This is a genomic window from Bacillaceae bacterium S4-13-56 (assembly GCA_040191315.1).
Taxonomy (GTDB): domain Bacteria; phylum Bacillota; class Bacilli; order Bacillales; family JAWJLM01; genus JAWJLM01.
Map to the genome: position 1 here is coordinate 96044 of JAWJLM010000002.1, position 15230 is coordinate 111273.

At 37.5% G+C, this 15230-nt stretch carries 18 protein-coding genes; 11 read left to right on the forward strand and 7 right to left on the reverse strand.

Going from position 1 to position 15230, the window contains the following annotated elements; translation table 11 throughout:
• Nucleotides 1–18: 18 nt before the first annotated feature.
• Entirely contained in the window at nucleotides 19–825 is an 807-nt protein-coding gene (locus RZN25_01505; GenBank protein ID MEQ6375512.1) for an NAD kinase, read from the forward strand.
• Nucleotide 826: 1 nt separating this feature from the next.
• Nucleotides 827–1717, forward strand: a complete 891-nt coding sequence (locus tag RZN25_01510) for an RluA family pseudouridine synthase (protein ID MEQ6375513.1) — start codon at nucleotides 827–829, stop codon at nucleotides 1715–1717.
• Between the two features lie 3 nt (nucleotides 1718–1720).
• Here RZN25_01510 and prpE read toward each other — a convergent pair whose 3' ends face one another.
• Complete coding sequence (gene prpE, locus RZN25_01515; protein MEQ6375514.1) at nucleotides 1721–2461, reverse strand: bis(5'-nucleosyl)-tetraphosphatase PrpE; 741 nt, start codon at nucleotides 2459–2461, stop codon at nucleotides 1721–1723.
• 81 nt (nucleotides 2462–2542) lie between these two features.
• On the reverse strand, nucleotides 2543–3721 hold the full coding sequence (locus tag RZN25_01520) for an FtsW/RodA/SpoVE family cell cycle protein (GenBank protein ID MEQ6375515.1): 1179 nt from the start codon (nucleotides 3719–3721) through the stop codon (nucleotides 2543–2545).
• A 555-nt stretch (nucleotides 3722–4276) separates the two neighbouring features.
• Here RZN25_01520 and mgtE point away from each other — a divergent pair.
• From mgtE to RZN25_01540, 4 genes are all read left to right on the forward strand, one after another.
• Nucleotides 4277–5644, forward strand: coding sequence for a magnesium transporter (mgtE, locus tag RZN25_01525; GenBank protein MEQ6375516.1), 1368 nt, complete (start codon nucleotides 4277–4279; stop codon nucleotides 5642–5644).
• A 16-nt stretch (nucleotides 5645–5660) separates the two neighbouring features.
• Complete coding sequence (locus RZN25_01530) at nucleotides 5661–7520, forward strand: monovalent cation:proton antiporter family protein (protein MEQ6375517.1); 1860 nt, start codon at nucleotides 5661–5663, stop codon at nucleotides 7518–7520.
• A gap of 95 nt (nucleotides 7521–7615) precedes the next feature.
• Nucleotides 7616–8392 (forward strand): enoyl-ACP reductase FabI, encoded by a 777-nt coding sequence (fabI, locus tag RZN25_01535; GenBank protein ID MEQ6375518.1) that lies wholly within the window; start codon nucleotides 7616–7618, stop codon nucleotides 8390–8392.
• Nucleotides 8393–8499: 107 nt separating this feature from the next.
• Entirely contained in the window at nucleotides 8500–9027 is a 528-nt protein-coding gene (locus RZN25_01540) for a CotO family spore coat protein (GenBank protein MEQ6375519.1), read from the forward strand.
• Nucleotides 9028–9073: 46 nt separating this feature from the next.
• Here the strand turns inward: RZN25_01540 and RZN25_01545 are convergent, their stop codons facing one another.
• Nucleotides 9074–9532 carry a CotY/CotZ family spore coat protein gene (locus tag RZN25_01545; GenBank protein MEQ6375520.1) on the reverse strand — a complete coding sequence of 153 codons (459 nt, stop codon included), beginning with the start codon at nucleotides 9530–9532 and terminating at the stop codon, nucleotides 9074–9076.
• A gap of 354 nt (nucleotides 9533–9886) precedes the next feature.
• On the opposite strand from RZN25_01545, the gene RZN25_01550 reads away from it, so the two are divergent.
• From RZN25_01550 to RZN25_01565, 4 genes are all read left to right on the forward strand, one after another.
• On the forward strand, nucleotides 9887–10111 hold the full coding sequence (locus RZN25_01550; GenBank protein ID MEQ6375521.1) for a hypothetical protein: 225 nt from the start codon (nucleotides 9887–9889) through the stop codon (nucleotides 10109–10111).
• Nucleotides 10112–10412: 301 nt separating this feature from the next.
• Nucleotides 10413–10748, forward strand: coding sequence for a DUF1360 domain-containing protein (locus RZN25_01555; GenBank protein ID MEQ6375522.1), 336 nt, complete (start codon nucleotides 10413–10415; stop codon nucleotides 10746–10748).
• A 163-nt stretch (nucleotides 10749–10911) separates the two neighbouring features.
• The gene (locus RZN25_01560; GenBank protein ID MEQ6375523.1) at nucleotides 10912–11103 is read left to right on the forward strand and encodes a hypothetical protein; all 192 of its coding nucleotides are present in this window, start codon (nucleotides 10912–10914) and stop codon (nucleotides 11101–11103) included.
• Between the two features lie 59 nt (nucleotides 11104–11162).
• On the forward strand, nucleotides 11163–11381 hold the full coding sequence (locus RZN25_01565) for a hypothetical protein (GenBank protein MEQ6375524.1): 219 nt from the start codon (nucleotides 11163–11165) through the stop codon (nucleotides 11379–11381).
• A 166-nt stretch (nucleotides 11382–11547) separates the two neighbouring features.
• Here the strand turns inward: RZN25_01565 and RZN25_01570 are convergent, their stop codons facing one another.
• The 4 genes from RZN25_01570 to RZN25_01585 all read right to left on the reverse strand — a co-directional run bounded on the left by RZN25_01570 (nucleotide 11548) and on the right by RZN25_01585 (nucleotide 14127).
• Nucleotides 11548–12222, reverse strand: a complete 675-nt coding sequence (locus RZN25_01570) for a DUF421 domain-containing protein (GenBank protein MEQ6375525.1) — start codon at nucleotides 12220–12222, stop codon at nucleotides 11548–11550.
• A gap of 114 nt (nucleotides 12223–12336) precedes the next feature.
• A complete protein-coding gene (locus tag RZN25_01575; GenBank protein ID MEQ6375526.1) occupies nucleotides 12337–12774 on the reverse strand; it encodes a GNAT family N-acetyltransferase in 438 nt (145 codons plus the stop codon).
• Entirely contained in the window at nucleotides 12775–13287 is a 513-nt protein-coding gene (locus RZN25_01580; protein ID MEQ6375527.1) for a YjcG family protein, read from the reverse strand.
• A 99-nt stretch (nucleotides 13288–13386) separates the two neighbouring features.
• On the reverse strand, nucleotides 13387–14127 hold the full coding sequence (locus RZN25_01585) for an alpha/beta hydrolase-fold protein (protein ID MEQ6375528.1): 741 nt from the start codon (nucleotides 14125–14127) through the stop codon (nucleotides 13387–13389).
• Nucleotides 14128–14479: 352 nt separating this feature from the next.
• On the opposite strand from RZN25_01585, the gene RZN25_01590 reads away from it, so the two are divergent.
• The gene (locus tag RZN25_01590) at nucleotides 14480–15034 is read left to right on the forward strand and encodes a phosphatidylglycerophosphatase A (GenBank protein MEQ6375529.1); all 555 of its coding nucleotides are present in this window, start codon (nucleotides 14480–14482) and stop codon (nucleotides 15032–15034) included.
• The last annotated feature ends 196 nt before the right edge of the window (nucleotides 15035–15230 follow it).

Consider the following 15230-nt stretch of genomic DNA (forward strand, 5'->3'; position numbering starts at 1 on the left):
GGGACGGAGGAGTTTTTAATGAAATTTGCTATTACTTCTAGAGGAGATACTTCCTCTGATGAAATAAAAGAAAGAATGAAGAACTATCTGACAGAGTTTAAACTGGACTATGATGAAAAGGATCCTGACCTTGTCATTTCAGTTGGAGGAGACGGTACATTACTCGAGGCTTTCCACACCTATACTCACCGACTAGACAGAACCGCCTTTATTGGTGTACATACAGGACACTTGGGGTTCTATGCTGATTGGCAACCAAAGGAGCTAGAACGGCTTATTATTGAAATCACTCAGTCTCCTTTTCAAGTAGTAGAATATCCATTGTTAGAAATTATTATCAGGCCTGAGGATGGAGGGCAAGAAGACCATTTTCTTGCTTTAAATGAATGCTCTGTTAAAACAACTGAGGGATCGGTAGTTCTTGACGTATTAATTCGTGGAGAACATTTTGAAACGTTTAGAGGGGACGGATTATGCATATCTACACCTTCTGGAAGTACCGCTTATAATAAAGCTTTAGGTGGGGCCATCATACATCCTGCAATAGATGCTATTCAAATCACGGAAATGGCATCTATCAACAATCGTGTGTTTAGAACTGTTGGATCACCTTTAATACTACCGAACCATCACACTTGTGTTTTGAAGCCAAAGAATGATCGGAGCTTCTTATTAACCATAGACCACATAACGAAGACTTACGAGCATGTACATTCTATTCAGTGTCGCGTTTCCAAGGAAAGAATACGCTTTGCTCGATTTCGTCCATTTCCATTTTGGAAAAGAGTCCATGACTCCTTTATACAAGATGGAGGAGAAGAATGACATGCAATGGGTAATTTTAAAAGAACAAGAGGGAATGCTCGTTCGTGAATACCTGCTTGAAGTACAACATCTTTCTCGAAGTCTTCTAACAGCAATTAAGAAAAATGGAGACATTCTAGTAAACGGAAAACATGTTACTGTCAGATATGCACTTTCCTATGGAGATCAAATTGAGATTTTCTTTCCACCGGAGACTCATGGCAAGGCCTTGCAACCGGAATTTGATCCCATCCAAATTATTTTCGAGGATCAAGATGTCCTAGTTATTTGGAAAGAGCCTGGAATCCCAACTATTCCTTCTAGAGAGCATCCTACTGGAACACTTGCGCATTTTGTTCTTGGGTATTATAAAACGCACGAAATTCCCTATACTTTTCATGTAGTGACTAGATTGGATAAGGATACATCCGGATTGGTTCTTATTGCAAAACACCGTTACTCCCATGGAAGGCTTTCTGAACTTCATCAGAAGGGGGAAGTCAAACGAAGGTATCAAGCTATTGTGGAAGGTTTTGTGGAACAAGATGTGGGAACGATAGACGAGCCCATTTCTAGACATCCAGAATCTATTATCCAGAGAATGGTTTCACCAGACGGGCAAAGAGCGACCACTCACTATAAAGTGATAAAAAGAGGAGAGATGGAAGGAGACAAGATGAGTCTTCTAGAGATAGAATTGGAAACAGGACGTACCCATCAAATTCGTGTCCATTTTTCTTTTATTGGTCATCCATTATTAGGGGATGATTTATATGGAGGACGCGGAAATTGGATTCAGCGTCAGGCGCTCCATTGTTATTCCTTGCGATTTACTCATCCTTTTACAGGTGAAACAAAAAAGTTCCACATTCCCTTACAGGAGGATATGGAACAAATCGGTGAGCGCCTGTAATTGTCAGGCATCAAATGTCTTGAATTTTTCTGGGACTTCTTCTTGGTAGGATGGAACAGAGACAATATTTTCTTCGGGGAGTTGAAAAGCTGTCAACTTCCCTCCAAATACACAACCTGTATCTATGTTCATGGTCTTTCCAATTACTCGTGGCTCACGAACAGGAGTATGACCATAAATGATCCAATCTCCACCAGTATCCTCTTCTGCCCAGTCTAATCTTTCTGGCATTCCATTAGGCAAGGTTTTCCCTGTTATATCTCCATAAAAAACAAAAGTCTCCACTCTTTTCCCTTTTTTGCCTATCATATCACGTTTAATACCGGCATGAGCTACTACGGCATTCACCTCTGGTAATTGAAGATATAGGGGAGCCGTCTCATACAATGTTATAAACTCTTCCTTAACCTCTTTCTGATCCCTAGGAGAGAGTTCTTCCCATTCTGCAACAGTCGTCTCTAGTCCATGCTGTTGTTTTACAGGATTTCCTAGAAAAAAACGATACAATTTGTTGCAATGATTTCCCGGGATATATTTTCCTCGGTTTTCCTCAATGACCAACTTATATACGAGGCGCATTACTTCAATGGATTTTGGTCCTCTATCGGTAAGGTCCCCTAAAAAAACGGGAACTCGTGAAGCATGTTTTGGTAAATGGTCTTCAAAAGAATATCCCATTTTTTTGAAGAGATCCATAAGTTCATCATAACAACCGTGAACATCACCAATAATATCGATTTTCAAAATTCTCATCCTTTCTTAAGAGAGATGTAAAAGTACACTTTCAGTCAAGAAAAAAGGAAAGCTAAAAGTAGCTTTCCCATACTAATCAAACATATAAACTTTAGTCCTTGATCGAACGTTTAGCACAATTCCTATAGCAATCATATAGGTAACCAATGAGCTACCACCGTAGCTAATGAAAGGGAGTGGAAGACCGGTAATAGGTAGTAACTGGATGGACATTCCTATATTTTGAAATACTTGGAAAGTAAACATTCCGATGAATCCCGTACACAAAAAACTACCAAATGGATCATTGCTTTCGAGTGCAGTGTCTATGATCCGATAAATCATTAAGAAAAAGAGCGTCACAACAATACTTGCTCCTAAAAATCCAAACTGTTCAGCGATAGCAGTAAAAATCATGTCTGTATGCCGCTCAGGAATATAGACCTCAATATTGCTGATTCCCTTCCCAAATAATTGACCTGAACCTATCGCAAGCATAGCTTTGATTAACTGCAAGCCATATGAACTAGCATATTCTTGAGGGGATAACCAGCCATAGAAACGAACAAATGCATGTTTATAATCCGAATTCCGAGTAAGATTTAGAACTAAATCTGGAAAAAAGTAATAAATTCCGATTGCTCCAGAAACAAGGATGGCTACTGAGCCAAATAGGATTAATAAAAATCGCCAACGTATACCTGAGACAAGAAGCATAGAGGCAACAATTGCGCTTATTACAAGGGCTCCCCCAAGGTCCGGCTGCTTGGCTATTAAACCTAAAGGGATAATAGCTATGACAAATATTTTAAGGAGTAACCAGAAATCATCCTTTACTCGCGGTTGAGGAAATTTTTCTTGATGTCCAACGATAACATGACTCAAGGTGATAACAATAAAGACTTTCATAAATTCCGCTGGCTGGAAGGTCCCAATTCCTGGGATTTCATACCAACCTGTAGCGCCATTAAGCGTTTTGACATAGGCAGATGGAACGTTAAATTCTAATCCCAATAATAAAAGAATGCCTATTGCATAAATAATCCAAGTTAAATTTCGTAAACGATCATAATCTAAAAGCATGATAAAACCAATGGCCACTGCACCAAGGGCATACCATGTTAATTGTTGCGTTACGAAATTAATATTGTCATATTTGGCAGGCAGATATGGATCAATGGAGTATAACGTAAAAGCACTTATTGCACCTAGAGATAAAATGATCATAATTAAGAAATAATCTATCTTCATGGATGGTGTTTGTTTTTCCATATATATCCCTTTCTAATCTCAATAATTATTGGAAAAGTAGAACCCGAATAAGTCCTACCTATAGTACTCTTCCTTGTGGTAAAGTTTAAATAATAAAGTGAATCTTCCATCAGTGGGGGCTTCATCCCTCACCTACTCCTCTTGTATTACTTAAAATTTGAGGTAGGGGCATCACTTCCATGGAAATAAAACATTAAATTTTTCATCCTTGTTGGTGGAGCTGCTTCATGGTTGGCTACCCGTTCATGCGGGTTAAAATACCCTTTATAAGTTTACACCATTCTTGCCTACATTTCACGATAGTTATTATATTTTCGACAAATCCTTCTATTAACCTATAATCTTTGACAACAAAGCAATTTCTTTATAAGCTATTAAAGTCTTTTTTGTACTATCAGCTATTTATAACTTTAGTTGGTTGGTAGTACGTGAAAAAAATCCATTAGGACTTGCACTCCAGAGTATGAGGGCTTCTAAGAAAGCAAATACGCTTTCAAGAATCCTTTAACGATAAGCCAAGTTTTTCTAAATGAAATTCTACTAGGAGGGATTGAAATGGAACATCTAGAAGAGAATGAACGCCATCAACTATGGAGAAACTTACAGGATGCTTTACTTAATGATCAGATGAATCAATTTAGAGAAGCCTTTCTAGAAATGCATCCCTATGATCAGGCGAAAATTTTTGCAGAGCAACCAGAGGAAATTCGATTCCAAATCTATGCGTATCTCTCTCCTACAGAAATGGCTAAAATGGTGGAGCATTTAGACTATGCTGAGGTTGAACCATATATATCTGAGATGGATCCAAGATATGCTGCTTCTATTTTAGCTGAAATGTCAACGGATGATGCTGTTGATATTTTGAATACTTTAGAGAAAAATAAGGTTGCAAGTTTTTTAACCATAATGAATAAACAGGCTTCAGCAGAGATTAAGGATCTGCTTCATTATGAAGAAAAAACGGCTGGTTCAATTATGACAACTGAATTTGTTGTGATCCATGAGAATCAAACCGTACGAGAGGCAATGATTCATCTAAGAAAAGAAGCGCCTGACGCTGAAACAATATATTATATTTATGTAATTAGTGAAAAAAAGAAGTTAGTTGGTGTTATTTCTTTACGAGACTTAATTATTGCCGAAGAAGATACAAGTATTGGAGACATAATGAGTGAGCGAGTGGTTTCCGTTCCTGTAGGTGAAAACCAGGAAGATATTGCTAGAATGATGCGCGATTACGACTTCTTAGCTGTTCCAGTCATTGACTTTCAAGGTCATTTACTTGGTATTATAACCGTTGATGATATTATGGACGTTATGGAAGAAGAAGCAAATGAAGACTATTCTAGGCTGGCTGCCGTTGGGGACATGGGACGTCCTGACCAGAATGCCTTAGGTGCTGCCAAAAAAAGATTACCATGGTTAATTATACTTCTTTTTCTTGGAATGTTGACTGCAAGTCTTATAAGTCGTTTTGAACAAACTCTAGATCAAGTCGCCGTTCTATCGATTTTTATTCCTCTCATAGCAGGAATGGCTGGAAATACTGGGACCCAAGCATTAGCTGTTGCTATTAGAGGGATATCCACTGGAGAAGCTGAAAAAGAGGGAAAACGCAAAATAGTAATTCGAGAAGCAGGAACTGGGATAATTACAGGACTTATTTGTGGAATCCTCATTGCATTACTTGTATATTTGTGGAAAGGTGATTTCACTCTGGGGATTCTGGTTGGTCTTTCAATTATGGCAACATTGTTTGTCGCTACAATTGCAGGGGCTATGGTTCCTCTAATTATGCACAAATTGAAAATTGACCCCGCTGTAGCTTCAGGTCCATTTATAACAACTATTAACGATTTATTATCTATATTAATTTATTTAGGATTAGCAACGGTTTTTATTCAATCTTTGCTTTCATAAGAAAGGAGGAACTTATATGGAACATGGTGCATCCATTACATCATTACTTATTGTTATTATTGCTGCATTTTTCACCCCAATACTTTTACACCGATTACATTTGAAAATTATTCCGGTTGTGGTCGCGGAAATAATAGCTGGTCTTATATTGGGGAAAAGTGGATTTGGTATTGTGGAGGAGAGTTCCTGGTTAGAAATATTATCATCCCTAGGTTTTATTTTTCTAATGTTTTTAAGTGGTTTAGAGATAGATTTTTCCATATTTGCAAAAAGAAAAAACAGTAACGAAAAAGGGGAAAAGATACCAAGTCCATTTGTAATTGCCGCAGTAGTATTTGCTGGTATTTTCGTTCTTTCGCTTGGTTTATCTTATTTATTTGTTTTATTAGGTTTCATAGATAATCTATTTTTGATGACATTAATTATTTCAACTATTTCTTTAGGTGTTGTTGTTCCTGTTCTTAAGGATGCACAAATGATGAAAACCAATATTGGTCAAGTCATACTCTTAATTGCAGTTATCGCGGATCTCGTGACCATGATATTACTAGCCGTCTTTGTCTCCATTTATGGAGGCGGTCAAGGTAATATGTGGCTTCTTCTTTTGTTATTTGGTGCAGGGATACTGCTTTATTTTGTTGGAAAGAGATTTCGAAACCAGTCCTTCATTGAGACTATGACAAAAGGAACTATACAAATTGATACAAGAGCCGTATTTACTTTAATTATCGTTCTAGTGGCTTTGTCTGAATCAGTGGGTGCTGAAAATATTTTAGGGGCATTTATGGCTGGGGTACTTGTTTCCTTATTATCCCCTGATCCGGAAATGGTCAAAAAACTTGATAGCTTTGGTTATGGTTTTTTGATCCCTATCTTCTTCGTTATGGTAGGGGTAGATATCGATATATGGGAGCTTGTCGACGAACCAAAGTTACTTTTATTAATTCCACTCCTTTTTCTTGCGTTACTTGTATCAAAGCTGGTACCAGTACTTATTATGAAAAAATGGTTTGATTGGAGAACGGTTATAGGTTCAGGATTTCTGTTGACCTCTACCCTTTCCTTAGTAGTTGCAGCGTCAACAATTGCAGAGAGGATGGGGATGATTACCAATCAAATGTCTGGGACTTTGATTCTAGTCGCGCTTTTAACATGTCTCATCACGCCCATTGTCTTTAAGAAAGTGTACGGTAAATATGTAGATGAAACTGAACGTAGACAAAGAGTAGCTTTCATTGGTGCAAATAGTATGACTTTACCTGTTACAAGAGAACTTGATCCTAATTTATTTAAGACTTTTTTGTATCATACCAAAATGGAAAAGGATGAAAACAAAATTGTTCCATCTGCCTTTGATGTTAAGGAGATAGGTGACTATTCTATAGAAAAGCTGGAAGCACTCGGTGTTTTTCATTCTGATATCCTTGTTGTTTCTACGGGGGATGGAGATCAAAATACTAAGATTTCTAAGTTTGCTAAAGAAAAAGGGGTAGAACGTGTCATCGCTCGTATTGAAAATCCGAATATGCATGCAGAATTGAAAGAGCATGGAATTGAAATCTTTTCTGTCTTGCAATCATCTAAAACTTTGTTAAAGGCGATGATTAACGCACCGAGTATTGTGGATATCTTAACGAAACAGGAAAGTGCCCTTTATGAAATTAGAATGAATAATGCAGAATATGACGGTACTCTTTTGCGTAAATTCCCATTTGCTGGCGATGTAATCATGGTTCGGATTTTCCGTGGGAAAGATTCCATAGTTCCTCATGGTGACACCGAACTTAAGGTGGGGGATCACTTAATTGTTACTGGTACAAAGGAATATGTTGAAGAACTACGAATGGTCCTAGAATACGGTATTTCTAATCCTTAAAAATTTGTGTTTTTGTTTAGGGTCATATAAAATAGTAGCAGGTACTAATAATTAATATCATAAAATAAAAACAATTTTTCAAGGAGGACCATACCATGAATTTTTCTCTTGAGGGACGTAACTATGTCGTTATGGGTGTTGCCAATAAAAGAAGTATTGCTTGGGGGATAGCGCAAGCACTACATGAAGCGGGAGCTAGATTAATTTTCACTTATGCAAGTGATCGATTTGAGAAACCCGTCAAAGAATTAGTAGAAACTTTAGAAGCTGATAACTCTTTATTTTACGGATGTGACGTAACGGACGATGCAAAGGTGGAAGAAACTTTTGCGGCTATTAAAGAAGACGTGGGAGTCATTCATGGAATTGCCCATTGTATTGCTTTTGCTAACAAAGAAGAGTTAAAGGGTGAATATATGAATACAACAAGGGAAGGATTCCTTCTAGCACATAATATTAGTGCATATTCCTTAACGGCAGTGGCTAAAGCAGCAAAGCCTTTGATGACTGAAGGGGGAAGCATTGTCACTCTAACGTATTTAGGTGGAGAAAGAGTTATTGAAAACTATAATGTTATGGGAGTTGCCAAAGCAAGCTTAGATGCTAGTGTTCGTTATTTGGCCAATGACCTTGGTAAATACGGAATTCGTGTGAATGCCATCTCTGCAGGACCAATCCGTACATTATCTGCTAAAGGAGTAGGTGACTTTAGCGCGATTTTAAAAATTATTGAAGAAAAGGCACCACTTAGACAACCTGTTACTCAAGAAGATGTAGGCTCTTCTGCTTATTTCCTTATGAGTGATTTATCAAAAGGGATAACTGGAGAAATCCTTCATGTCGATGCTGGATTCAATATTGTAAGCATATAATCGAGAAAAATCATAGTCTTTTATTGACTGTGATTTTTTTTGTAGGCACGAACCTAGTTTTCTTTGCATATAGTGTCAAGAGAGAGAATGTAAAAGGAGGAAGCTGAATGAACGAAGAATTTAATAGATCTAAACAAGAGCCAAAATTGTATATTCAGCAGCCAGAGTCTATATCAATTCCTGAAGCTTCAATGCAAAGAAAATATCATCAAGCAGTATCTCAACAGCAAGAAAGTGAAGAGGGAAGAACTTTACCTAAGCGCTCAAAACGCACATTGAATTTCTCTGCTCTTCAGGCCCATAGTTTGGAGGAAGAAGCTGTAGAGGAACAAAAACCGGTAGAGGTTCACGAAGAAGAAGTTCAGGCAGAGGTAGAACAGGAGACTGAAACAAAAGAACAAAACAGAAAACGGTTTAAAGATATGAGCTTAGAAGAAAAGGTATACTATTTTGTTCAATTGCCAAAACAAGTTCCTAAGATGAAGTGTCAGGTGAAAACGAGTGAGGGTAAAATATTTAGAGGACTAATTACTAACTACGAAGATGGATTGGTACACATGAAAGTATATCAGCGGCCATATCAAGTGAATCTTCCCTTTGAAACGATTAAAGAAATCAAATTGCTCGGTTTTTAATCATGAGAAAAGCACCCAACTCAAAATGAGTGGGTGCTTATTAAAATTATACTCGAGTAATTGCGTCAATGGCTGGTAAGCATGTGATGTGACAGAAACATTTTACATCTACAGTGATACAGATGCCAGTTGTGCGAAGGTTACTAGTGTCTTGGTCTACTGGGGATTCAGGGTCCTTACAAGTGTCTCCTGGTGTGCGAAGAAGTTCTAAAGTTGCACAGCAATCCTCATCCACTTCTTTTACGCGGAAGAAGAAGCTTCCAAATAGATTTCCAATTTCTTCGTATGGTGCACCAAAGCCTTTAAATGGTTTACAGTCACAATACAACAATACTGGTACAGTATCTAAGCCGTTCGTATCTTCTCTTTCACCAAGTAAGTCTGCAATGGATTGCTCACAGCTAGAGTCGCATTCGATTGGTAGGACGTCGGTTTGGGCATCTGCGATTTCTCTGAGAACATCACATACGCAATTATCTGAATCAAAGTGTTTTCCACAGCTCATTTCTTTTTCCCCTCTCTTAGTTTTAAGTTTGACGTATTGTCCCTAATACAATATGACTTATTCCTAGTTTTGTGTGGGCATCGGACCATGGTTCTAATAGAGTTTTTAGAAAAACTCGGCTTACCGTTAAAGGGATTCTTGAAAGTGTATTTTGCTTTCTTAGAAGCCCTTATACCCTGGAGTGCAAGTACTAATGGCGAAAGCCTTAGTTTTACTTATACTATCAACCGACTAAAGTTATAAATTCTAATAGCATAAAAAATTATAGGTGAAAAGAAGGCATATGCCCTATACCCCTTTTTAGGTAAATGCATAAGATGAAACGAGTTTAAATCTAAGAAGTGGGGTGTAAGAATGTCCGAGAAAAAACGGGTCATTAAAGTGAAAGACCTATATGTTGAGGCCGAAAATGTGCATTTTGTTCAGCCTGAGAGAAGACGGCCAGTTGATCCTTTCTTTGGAAGACCGAGAAGAGTAGAATCTCCGGACCAAGAAAGGGAATCTGAAGTGAAGAGTCCCTCTGGTGAAGAGGGAGAAAGTTCTGATGAACGCAGAAGACCATTATTTTCATGGATCTAGGTACATTGAAAAATGGCCATTCCCACTAATGGAATTGGCCATTTTTTAGCCTTGCTTTATTAAGTGAAACTTCAATCAGTGGCGTTCCCACAGATTGTTGGACACCCAAGGTTAACTAAAGGCCTTGAACCAATCGACATTGCCGGGTAGCCAATCATGAAGCAAGCTTCACCAACAAGGATGAAAAATTTAATGTTTTATTTTCATGGGAGTAATCCCCCACCTACTCTTTTCGTTTCACTTAAGATTTGAGGCGGGGTATTACTGCCCGTTCATGCAGGATAAACGAAGGAGGGGAAAGATGAATTTATTAGATTTTGTTATTTTAGTTTTTGCAAGTTATCGGTTAACAAGATTAATTGTTTTCGACACAATCACAGATTGGCTTCGACGACCATTTCATGAATACGAGGAGCAGGAGTTATCTGATGGTGAAATAGAAACGGTCATTCACATAAAAGGGACAGGAATCCGAGCATTTATTGGTGAACTTTTGTCCTGTTATTGGTGTACTGGTTTCTGGTCCTCTGTAATTATTTTATTGATCTTTTTATATCTTCCCTCCTTAGAGATCATTTTATATGTTCTAGCAATAAGTGGTGCAGCATCTATGTTGTTTGAAATAACTGAAAAATAAACGACTGGACTATACGGACTGCAGAAACTATTCATACAGTAAAGGAAACAGGAAGGAGAGTGAAAAAATTGGTGCAAAGAAAAAAGGCAACGACAGCTGTTCACCGTCCAAAAAAGAAACGCATTTGTAACTGTGGAAATAGAAGAAGGAAGGTTTCTAGCTAATGCTACCAGAATCTTTATTTCGATTTCTGAATTCTCTAGATCATTTTCTTGATGGGAAAAAGCCTTTTCAAAAATATGAAGAATTAGAAATGAAATTTGATGAAACAGAAGGACAGTTTGATAAAGAATGGTCCAAGTTTGGTGATGAAATAGAAAAAGTCATGAAGGAATTAGAGAACAGAATAGAATAAAGGAATAAGAAGGCTGTAATGAGGGTATAGAAAAGTAATAAACTAAGGGGGAAGAGCTTATGGGCTATCTTTTACCTATTCCTTATATTCAAGAACAGAACCAATATCTCCGTACTAAAAATGTAAAGTTTGACCCTTTTGTCGTTGAAAGAATCCCGTCACTGAAACTTAGGGAGGAAAGGGAGTTATCCCAAAATCCTTCTTTTTCCAATTCTCCTCAAGATAAAAAAGTGGCTGATTTAACAGGGAAAGGCCTCTTTGTCGACGAATTTGTATAATTATAAAACTTGACTTTTGTTTAAATTGATTGTGAGGAAGTAGACCCTTTTCCTGATGTATCCAAAGGAAAACTCTTCTTCAACAGTTGAAACAAACATCGAGCATCACGAAAAATATTTAAAATGAGTCTTTCATTATGTCAAGGAGCATAGTAAAAGGAGAAGCTTAATATGCATTAACATACAAAGCTTCTCCTTCTTGGTATTCAGCATAGAATATTTCTTTATAGGAAGAGTGGCCTTGTATTTGAAGCTGCTGAATAAGCCATTTTTCATCGTGACCGATCTCCTGTAAATTATCCCAAATTATCTCTCCATCAATAATAAGAGTATAGGCAATTTTAAAAGGTTTTGGTTGCATATTCCAATCGTCGGCAGTTGGAATATCTTTATTAGGATTTTTCATCACACTTATGGTTCCGTCTGTTTCTAGAACAGCAAATTCAGCGTCTTGCATGGAAAATACTCCTTTTGACCTTAGCAAATGCTGTAACTGATTAATGTCTAGCTTAACTTTCTTCATGTTTTCACGATTCAATTTTCCATTCTTAATGACGATGGTTGGCTGACCTTCTAAAAGTCCACGCGTTCCTTTATATTTTTGGGATATGATCTCAGTTATATAAATAAGACTTCCCCATAGAAAAATAGCAAATAGAACATGCGTGACTCCGATTTTGTCATCATATAGTCCATTACCCACTAACTCACCCAATATCAAGGCGGCGATGAAATCAAAAGCCGTAATTTGCGTAATTTGGGATTTTCCTAAAATTTTAGTGAGGATAAAAAGGGCAATAAATCCAATAATTGTTTCTATCAAAATTTGAATATAGTCCATAACTGTTTTTCCATCCTTTTCAATACTACAATTGTAGGATGGACATAAAATGCCTTGCACATACGTGTTTATGTTAAATTTGGAGAAAACAAAAAGGTTAATTCGAATAGCGAATTAACCTTTTGTTAAGTCCTTAATCATAGTAACATGAGGAATTCCAGCATCCATGAAAGGTTCCTTGGAAATCGTGTGATATCCTAAGTTGCGATAAAACTCTTCTGCATGATCTTGAGCGTTTAATTTAGTCTGTGTATATCCTTTTTCTTTTGCTATCTTTTCCATTTCTAAAATCAATTGTTTTCCATACCCATGTCCGCGAAATGGTTTCATGACGGAGACTCGCTCAAGCTTTGCATAATTATCGACAAATCTCATTCTTCCGGCAGAGACCGGGCGTTGATCAGCATACCCAACAAAATGTATTGCCGTACGGTCATGATCATCTATCTCAATCGATTCAGGGACCTTTTGTTCCATTACGAAAACGTCTCGTCTTACATGATAGGCATCTTCAAGTTCTGTAGCACTTTGAACAACTCGAATATTTAGCATTTATCCCTCTCCGAGTATAAAGGTTTCATAAACAGACCAAGAGCCGTTTTCTAATTGATAGAGCAACTGGAATCGGTTCACTGTTTCTTCAAACTCAATATCCATCATGCGTAAAGCTCCATAAATATCTGAATGCTCATCATGAGATAACTTTTGGGCGATCGTAATGTGTGGAACAAAGGAATATGTCTGTTTGTTTGGCAGGATTCCTTCATGTAGCTTTTCGTTTAACGCAATTAGTTCCTCTACAGGTTCCACCTTGAAATAGATGGTATAATTCGCAGGTTGAAAAGAACTTACTTTTTTTATTTTTAATGGAAAAGGCGAAACGTTTTTTGCTACTTTTTTTAGATACTTCACAATATCATCTGCTTGATCAGAGTGTGCTTCGAAAGGCTCTTTTAACGTGATATGTGGAGGAATCAACGCATAATGAGGATCATAACGCTTTCGATAAGAATTTGCTGTATCTTGAATCTCTTTTGACGGAAAAATGGCTATACCATATTTCATCTAATACCCCTCCTTAAGCTACTGTTAATTGGTAAAATCGTTTTGAAAAAAGTACTATTTCTATTATACCAAATATCAATTGTTTAGAATATTCCCATTTTAACCTTCCTGTTCAGATTTTCCTAAAAGAGTTAATAAGGCATTCGGGAGGTCCTTTTGCCATGTTCCCCAATTATGGTCGCCTTCTAATTCATGGTAGGTATAGGAAAGTTTTTTCTTAGTTAGAATTTGGTTAAGTTCACGATTAGCACTTAGAAAGTCAAGGGTTTTTCCATCAGTGGTAGTTACACTTTCTTCCGCTATGCCAATGGTGTGGTAGATGTCAACCTGCTGAAGGAGTGGAGCATGATTTACTGCATCCATCACTTTTTCATCGACGTACGGTGATTGCATAATCACTTTCCCAAAAGTATGTGCGTACCGGCAAGCCGCCATCAACGAGACTGTACCCCCAAGGGAATCTCCAATTAATATTCTTCCGTGTCCCATTTGATATGTTGGTAATAAATCATCTAAAAATGGAACCATCTCATGCACAAGGAATCTGATATAGCTTTCATTATGCTCTCCGTTTGGGTGATATTTTTTGGAACGGTCATATTTGTCTTGATAGGGTATTCCTACAAAAATGGTTCGATCAATACGTCGTTGACTATGTAAATCATCACTAATAGTGGCCATACGCCCAAGCTGAAAGTAATCATTACCGTCCTGCATAATGGCGACGTGGTATTTATAAAGTGGAGAGAAAACTTCTGGTTTATAGATTTTAAAAGGAATTTTCTCATTTAAAAATTCACTGTTAATCGAATGATCAGTCATTGTCCCCTTTCTTCTCACTATAATCCCCCTTTCATTTGATGCATCTACATATAATAGTTTATCACAAATGAGTAAAAGTAAAACGTATTTGCAGGTAGCGTGTTATAATAGTCTCAATGATTTATCCTGGATTTACTGGCAGTCAACGATGAAGCAAGCTTCACCAACAAGGATGAAATATTCAATGTTTTATTTTCATGGGAGTCACATCCCTATCTTAAATCTTAAATAAAACGAGAAGTGTAGGTGAGGGTCCACTTCCCGCAAATGTACGATTGGTTTAAGCGCCTTTAGGTGATACCCTTGGGTACTAACAATCAGTGGGAGACGGCCGCTGATTGAAGTTTCACTTTATAGGAGGTGAGATTTTGTGGACAAACATATAAGAAGCCAAACAGTAGAAGATGCTGCACGTTCTTTACTGGAACAGAGGGGTGTCACTATAAATGATATTGCAGACATTGTATATAATCTGCAGCGTCCCTACAGTGATAGGCTAACGATGGAGGAGTGTTTGGAGTCCGTAGATCGAGTTTTAGAAAAAAGGGAGATCCAACACGCTATTCTAGTGGGGGTGGAGTTAGATCGCCTAGCAGAGGAAAAAAAACTATCCGAACCACTTCAGTCGATCGTAGAAAAGGATGAAGGGCTTTTTGGAGTAGATGAAACAATCGCATTGGGTGCCGTATTTGGTTATGGGAGCATTGCTGTAACCACTTTTGGATTTCTAGATAAGCAAAAGACAGGAATTATAAAAAAACTAGATACGAAGGAAGGAGAAAGTGTTAATACCTTTTTAGATGACATTGTCGCAAGCATTGCTTCCAATGCTGCAAGCCGTCTTGCTCATAGATTAAGAGATATTGAAGATGATCTAGGGAGTACAAAGGTTTTAACCAAAGATCAAGAAGAGAGATTAAGTTAATAAAGCTTTTCTATAGAGAGGGACTGAATATTAGGATATTCTAGTCCCTCTTCTTTCTTAAAAGATAAGGTATAAAATCTGGCTAGCTCCAGCGAAAAAACATCATCGATTAATCTTCGAAGTTTTTGCCCCGAGTAATCGCATGAAGGAAAGCTACTTAGAGCTTCTTCGCAGAAACAAGTGCCTTTCTTGTTTC